Source organism: Acinetobacter entericus, assembly GCF_026168575.1.
GTDB lineage: Bacteria > Pseudomonadota > Gammaproteobacteria > Pseudomonadales > Moraxellaceae > Acinetobacter > Acinetobacter bouvetii.
On record NZ_JAPEQW010000062.1, the window covers coordinates 1 to 5575 of the forward strand.

Below are 5575 nucleotides of genomic sequence, written 5' to 3' on the forward strand. Positions count from 1 at the left end.
AAGAAGATCATTAAGAGATTATGAAGAACAACTTGTGTGGATTTTTACTGGTTGATTGATCGAAATTATTTTCATTGATTGATGGTAGAAATTACTCGAAGTTTATTTGAGAAATATTTGTCAGAAAATTGATGAGCCAAGATTGGTACCCTTTAAAGGTACTATTGATTTTAAACTGAAGAGTTTGATCATGGCTCAGATTGAACGCTGGCGGCAGGCTTAACACATGCAAGTCGAGCGGGGAAGGGTAGCTTGCTACCCAACCTAGCGGCGGACGGGTGAGTAATGCTTAGGAATCTGCCTATTAGTGGGGGACAACGTTTCGAAAGGAACGCTAATACCGCATACGCCCTACGGGGGAAAGCAGGGGCTCTTCGGACCTTGCGCTAATAGATGAGCCTAAGTCAGATTAGCTAGTTGGTGGGGTAAAGGCCTACCAAGGCGACGATCTGTAGCGGGTCTGAGAGGATGATCCGCCACACTGGGACTGAGACACGGCCCAGACTCCTACGGGAGGCAGCAGTGGGGAATATTGGACAATGGGGGGAACCCTGATCCAGCCATGCCGCGTGTGTGAAGAAGGCCTTTTGGTTGTAAAGCACTTTAAGCGAGGAGGAGGCTCCTATAGATAATACCTATAGTGAGTGGACGTTACTCGCAGAATAAGCACCGGCTAACTCTGTGCCAGCAGCCGCGGTAATACAGAGGGTGCGAGCGTTAATCGGATTTACTGGGCGTAAAGCGTACGTAGGCGGCTTTTTAAGTCGGATGTGAAATCCCTGAGCTTAACTTAGGAATTGCATTCGATACTGGGAAGCTAGAGTATGGGAGAGGATGGTAGAATTCCAGGTGTAGCGGTGAAATGCGTAGAGATCTGGAGGAATACCGATGGCGAAGGCAGCCATCTGGCCTAATACTGACGCTGAGGTACGAAAGCATGGGGAGCAAACAGGATTAGATACCCTGGTAGTCCATGCCGTAAACGATGTCTACTAGCCGTTGGGGCCTTTGAGGCTTTAGTGGCGCAGCTAACGCGATAAGTAGACCGCCTGGGGAGTACGGTCGCAAGACTAAAACTCAAATGAATTGACGGGGGCCCGCACAAGCGGTGGAGCATGTGGTTTAATTCGATGCAACGCGAAGAACCTTACCTGGTCTTGACATAGTAAGAACTTTCCAGAGATGGATTGGTGCCTTCGGGAACTTACATACAGGTGCTGCATGGCTGTCGTCAGCTCGTGTCGTGAGATGTTGGGTTAAGTCCCGCAACGAGCGCAACCCTTTTCCTTATTTGCCAGCGGGTTAAGCCGGGAACTTTAAGGATACTGCCAGTGACAAACTGGAGGAAGGCGGGGACGACGTCAAGTCATCATGGCCCTTACGACCAGGGCTACACACGTGCTACAATGGTCGGTACAAAGGGTTGCTACCTAGCGATAGGATGCTAATCTCAAAAAGCCGATCGTAGTCCGGATTGGAGTCTGCAACTCGACTCCATGAAGTCGGAATCGCTAGTAATCGCGGATCAGAATGCCGCGGTGAATACGTTCCCGGGCCTTGTACACACCGCCCGTCACACCATGGGAATTTGTTGCACCAGAAGTAGGTAGTCTAACCGCAAGGAGGACGCTTACCACGGTGTGGCCGATGACTGGGGTGAAGTCGTAACAAGGTAGCCGTAGGGGAACCTGCGGCTGGATCACCTCCTTAACGAAAGATTGACGATTGGTAAGAATCCACAACAAGTTGTTCTTCATTGATGTATCTGAGGGTCTGTAGCTCAGTTGGTTAGAGCACACGCTTGATAAGCGTGGGGTCACAAGTTCAAGTCTTGTCAGACCCACCATTCTGACTAGCTGTACAGAAAGAAGATGCATTAAATCTAGATGATAAGCTGGGGACTTAGCTTAGTTGGTAGAGCGCCTGCTTTGCACGCAGGAGGTCAGGAGTTCGACTCTCCTAGTCTCCACCATATATCGCTTTGCGATATGGTTAAGTTAATAAATGAACAGTCAATTGGCTGTTAGTTTAGTCCTTAAGCAAACGAAGTTTTAGATCCTAGAGATTAGCGAGTATAAGCGTTATGATACGCGGACTTGATAATCTCTGTGATTTATCACGGTTTCCTGACCTGACGAAGGCTGGAAAAATCATTAACAGAATATATTTGAGTTGAAATAATTTGTTCATACTCGTTTTAGTCAGCTTAACAAGCAATTGTTAATGTTGAATGAAATGAGTTACTAGCGAAATTAACTGAATCAAGCGTTTTGGTATATGAATCTAATTGAAGCTGTACAGTGATTAAGTTCACAGAACTCTGAACTAAAATGTTGAAGATGCTACTTGTAGGCATCGTCGGCTGTTTGGGGTTGTATAGTCAAGTAATTAAGTGCATGTGGTGGATGCCTTGGCAGTCAGAGGCGATGAAAGACGTAATAGCCTGCGATAAGCTCCGGGGAGGCGGCAAATATCCTGTGATCCGGAGATTTCTGAATGGGGAAACCCACCTGTCATAAGGCAGGTATCATACACTGAATACATAGGTGTATGAGGCGAACGAGGGGAAGTGAAACATCTCAGTACCCTTAGGAAAAGAAATCAATTGAGATTCCCTCAGTAGCGGCGAGCGAACGGGGAACAGCCCATTAAGTCATATAAGTTCTAGTGGAATGCTCTGGGAAGTGCAACCATAGTGGGTGATAGTCCTGTACACGAAAGGGCTTATATGATGATGTCGAGTAGGGCGAGGCACGTGAAACCTTGTCTGAATATGGGGGGACCATCCTCCAAGGCTAAATACTCCTGACTGACCGATAGTGAACCAGTACCGTGAGGGAAAGGCGAAAAGAACCCCTGTGAGGGGAGTGAAATAGATCCTGAAACCGCATGCATACAAGCAGTGGGAGCCGACTTGTTCGGTGACTGCGTACCTTTTGTATAATGGGTCAGCGACTTACATTCAGTAGCAAGGTTAACCGAATAGGGGAGCCGTAGAGAAATCGAGTCTTAATAGGGCGTTTAGTTGCTGGGTGTAGACCCGAAACCGGGTGATCTATCCATGAGCAGGTTGAAGGTTGGGTAACACTAACTGGAGGACCGAACCCACTGTCGTTGAAAAGCCAGGGGATGACTTGTGGATAGGGGTGAAAGGCTAATCAAACTCGGTGATAGCTGGTTCTCCCCGAAAGCTATTTAGGTAGCGCCTCGGACGAATACCATTGGGGGTAGAGCACTGTTTCGGCTAGGGGGTCATCCCGACTTACCAAACCGATGCAAACTCCGAATACCAATGAGTACTATCCGGGAGACAGACTGCGGGTGCTAACGTCCGTAGTCAAGAGGAAAACAATCCAGACCGCCAGCTAAGGCCCCAAAATTATAGTTAAGTGGGAAACGATGTGGGAAGGCATAGACAGCTAGGAGGTTGGCTTAGAAGCAGCCACCCTTTAAAGAAAGCGTAATAGCTCACTAGTCGAGTCGGCCTGCGCGGAAGATGTAACGGGGCTAAAACTATATGCCGAAGCTGCGGATTTGCAATTTATTGCAAGTGGTAGGGGAGCGTTCTGTAAGCCGATGAAGGTGGATTGAGAAGTCTGCTGGAGGTATCAGAAGTGCGAATGCTGACGTGAGTAACGACAAAACGGGTGAAAAACCCGTTCGCTGAAAGACCAAGGGTTCCAGTCCAACGTTAATCGGGGCTGGGTGAGTCGACCCCTAAGGCGAGGCCGAGAGGCGTAGTCGATGGGAAATTGGTTAATATTCCAATACTTCTGTGTAATGCGATGAGAGGACGGAGTAAGTTAAGTCAGCCTGGCGTTGGTTGTCCAGGTGAAAGGATGTAGGCATGTATCTTAGGCAAATCCGGGGTACTCTATGCTGAGATCTGATAGCAAGCTGTACTTGTACAGTGAAGTGGCTGATACTATGCTTCCAGGAAAAGTCTCTAAGCTTCAGTTGCACAGGAATCGTACCCGAAACCGACACAGGTGGTCAGGTCGAGTAGACCAAAGCGCTTGAGAGAACTCTGCTGAAGGAACTAGGCAAAATGGTACCGTAACTTCGGGAGAAGGTACGCTGCCGGCGGTGATAACCCTTGCGGTTTGAGCGGCTGGCAGCCACAGAAACCAGGCCCCTGCAACTGTTTATTAAAAACATAGCACTCTGCAAACACGAAAGTGGACGTATAGGGTGTGATGCCTGCCCGGTGCTGGAAGGTTAATTGATGGGGTTAGCGTAAGCGAAGCTCTTGATCGAAGCCCCAGTAAACGGCGGCCGTAACTATAACGGTCCTAAGGTAGCGAAATTCCTTGTCGGGTAAGTTCCGACCTGCACGAATGGCATAATGATGGGGGCGCTGTCTCCAGCAGAGGCTCAGTGAAATCGAAATCGCCGTGAAGATGCGGTGTACCCGCGGCTAGACGGAAAGACCCCGTGAACCTTTACTGCAGCTTGACATTGAACTTTGATCTTACTTGTGTAGGATAGGTGGGAGGCTTTGAAGCCGCGACGCTAGTTGCGGTGGAGCCAATCTTGAAATACCACCCTGGTAATATTGAGGTTCTAACTCTGCTCCATAATCTGGAGCGAGGACCATGTCTGGTGGGTAGTTTGACTGGGGCGGTCTCCTCCTAAAGAGTAACGGAGGAGTACGAAGGTGCGCTCAGCGTGGTCGGAAATCACGCGTAGAGTATAAAGGCAAAAGCGCGCTTAACTGCGAGACCCACAAGTCGAGCAGGTACGAAAGTAGGTCTTAGTGATCCGGTGGTTCTGTATGGAAGGGCCATCGCTCAACGGATAAAAGGTACTCTGGGGATAACAGGCTGATACCGCCCAAGAGTTCATATCGACGGCGGTGTTTGGCACCTCGATGTCGGCTCATCTCATCCTGGGGCTGAAGCAGGTCCCAAGGGTATGGCTGTTCGCCATTTAAAGAGGTACGCGAGCTGGGTTTAGAACGTCGTGAGACAGTTCGGTCCCTATCTACCGTGGGCGCTGGAAATTTGAGAGGATCTGCTCCTAGTACGAGAGGACCAGAGTGGACGAACCTCTGGTGTACCGGTTGTGACGCCAGTCGCATCGCCGGGTAGCTATGTTCGGAAGGGATAACCGCTGAAAGCATCTAAGCGGGAAGCCTACCTCAAGATAAGATTTCCCTAGGACTTTATGTCCTCTAAAGAGCCGTTGAAGACTACGACGTTGATAGGCTGGATGTGGAAGTGCGGTGACGCATGAAGCTGACCAGTACTAATTGCTCGTGAGGCTTGACTATACAACGCCCAAGCAGCTGTATATCATGCTTCAATTGATTCGATATTCATCAAAATGACTTGATTCAGAATCCAGTTAGTAAGACAATATTCAACTCAGATATACCTGTTAATAACTCATTTGACCAAGCAACGGCACTGAAAAGATAAGACCAAATGCAAAGTCATAACAGTTGTGCTGGCGACAATAGCAAGAGTGAACCACCTGATCCCTTCCCGAACTCAGAAGTGAAACCTCTTAGCGCTGATGGTAGTGTGGGGTTACCCATGTGAGAGTAAGTCATCGCCAGCTCATTATTCGAAAA

Annotated in this window: 2 tRNA genes and 3 rRNA genes; all 5 read left to right on the top strand. The window is 48.8% G+C overall.

Annotated features, from left to right (window positions below):
* The first annotated feature begins 172 nt into the window (after window positions 1–172).
* Window positions 173–1710 (top strand): 16S ribosomal RNA (locus OKC24_RS19010).
* A 59-nt stretch (window positions 1711–1769) separates the two neighbouring features.
* Window positions 1770–1846 (top strand) — tRNA-Ile (locus tag OKC24_RS19015).
* 50 nt (window positions 1847–1896) lie between these two features.
* A tRNA-Ala gene (locus OKC24_RS19020) sits at window positions 1897–1972 on the top strand.
* A gap of 406 nt (window positions 1973–2378) precedes the next feature.
* Window positions 2379–5272 (top strand): 23S ribosomal RNA (locus tag OKC24_RS19025).
* A gap of 175 nt (window positions 5273–5447) precedes the next feature.
* Window positions 5448–5562, top strand: a 5S ribosomal RNA gene (rrf, locus tag OKC24_RS19030).
* The 16S, 23S and 5S rRNA genes sit together here with 2 tRNA genes alongside, the layout of an rRNA operon.
* Window positions 5563–5575: the final 13 nt, after the last annotated feature.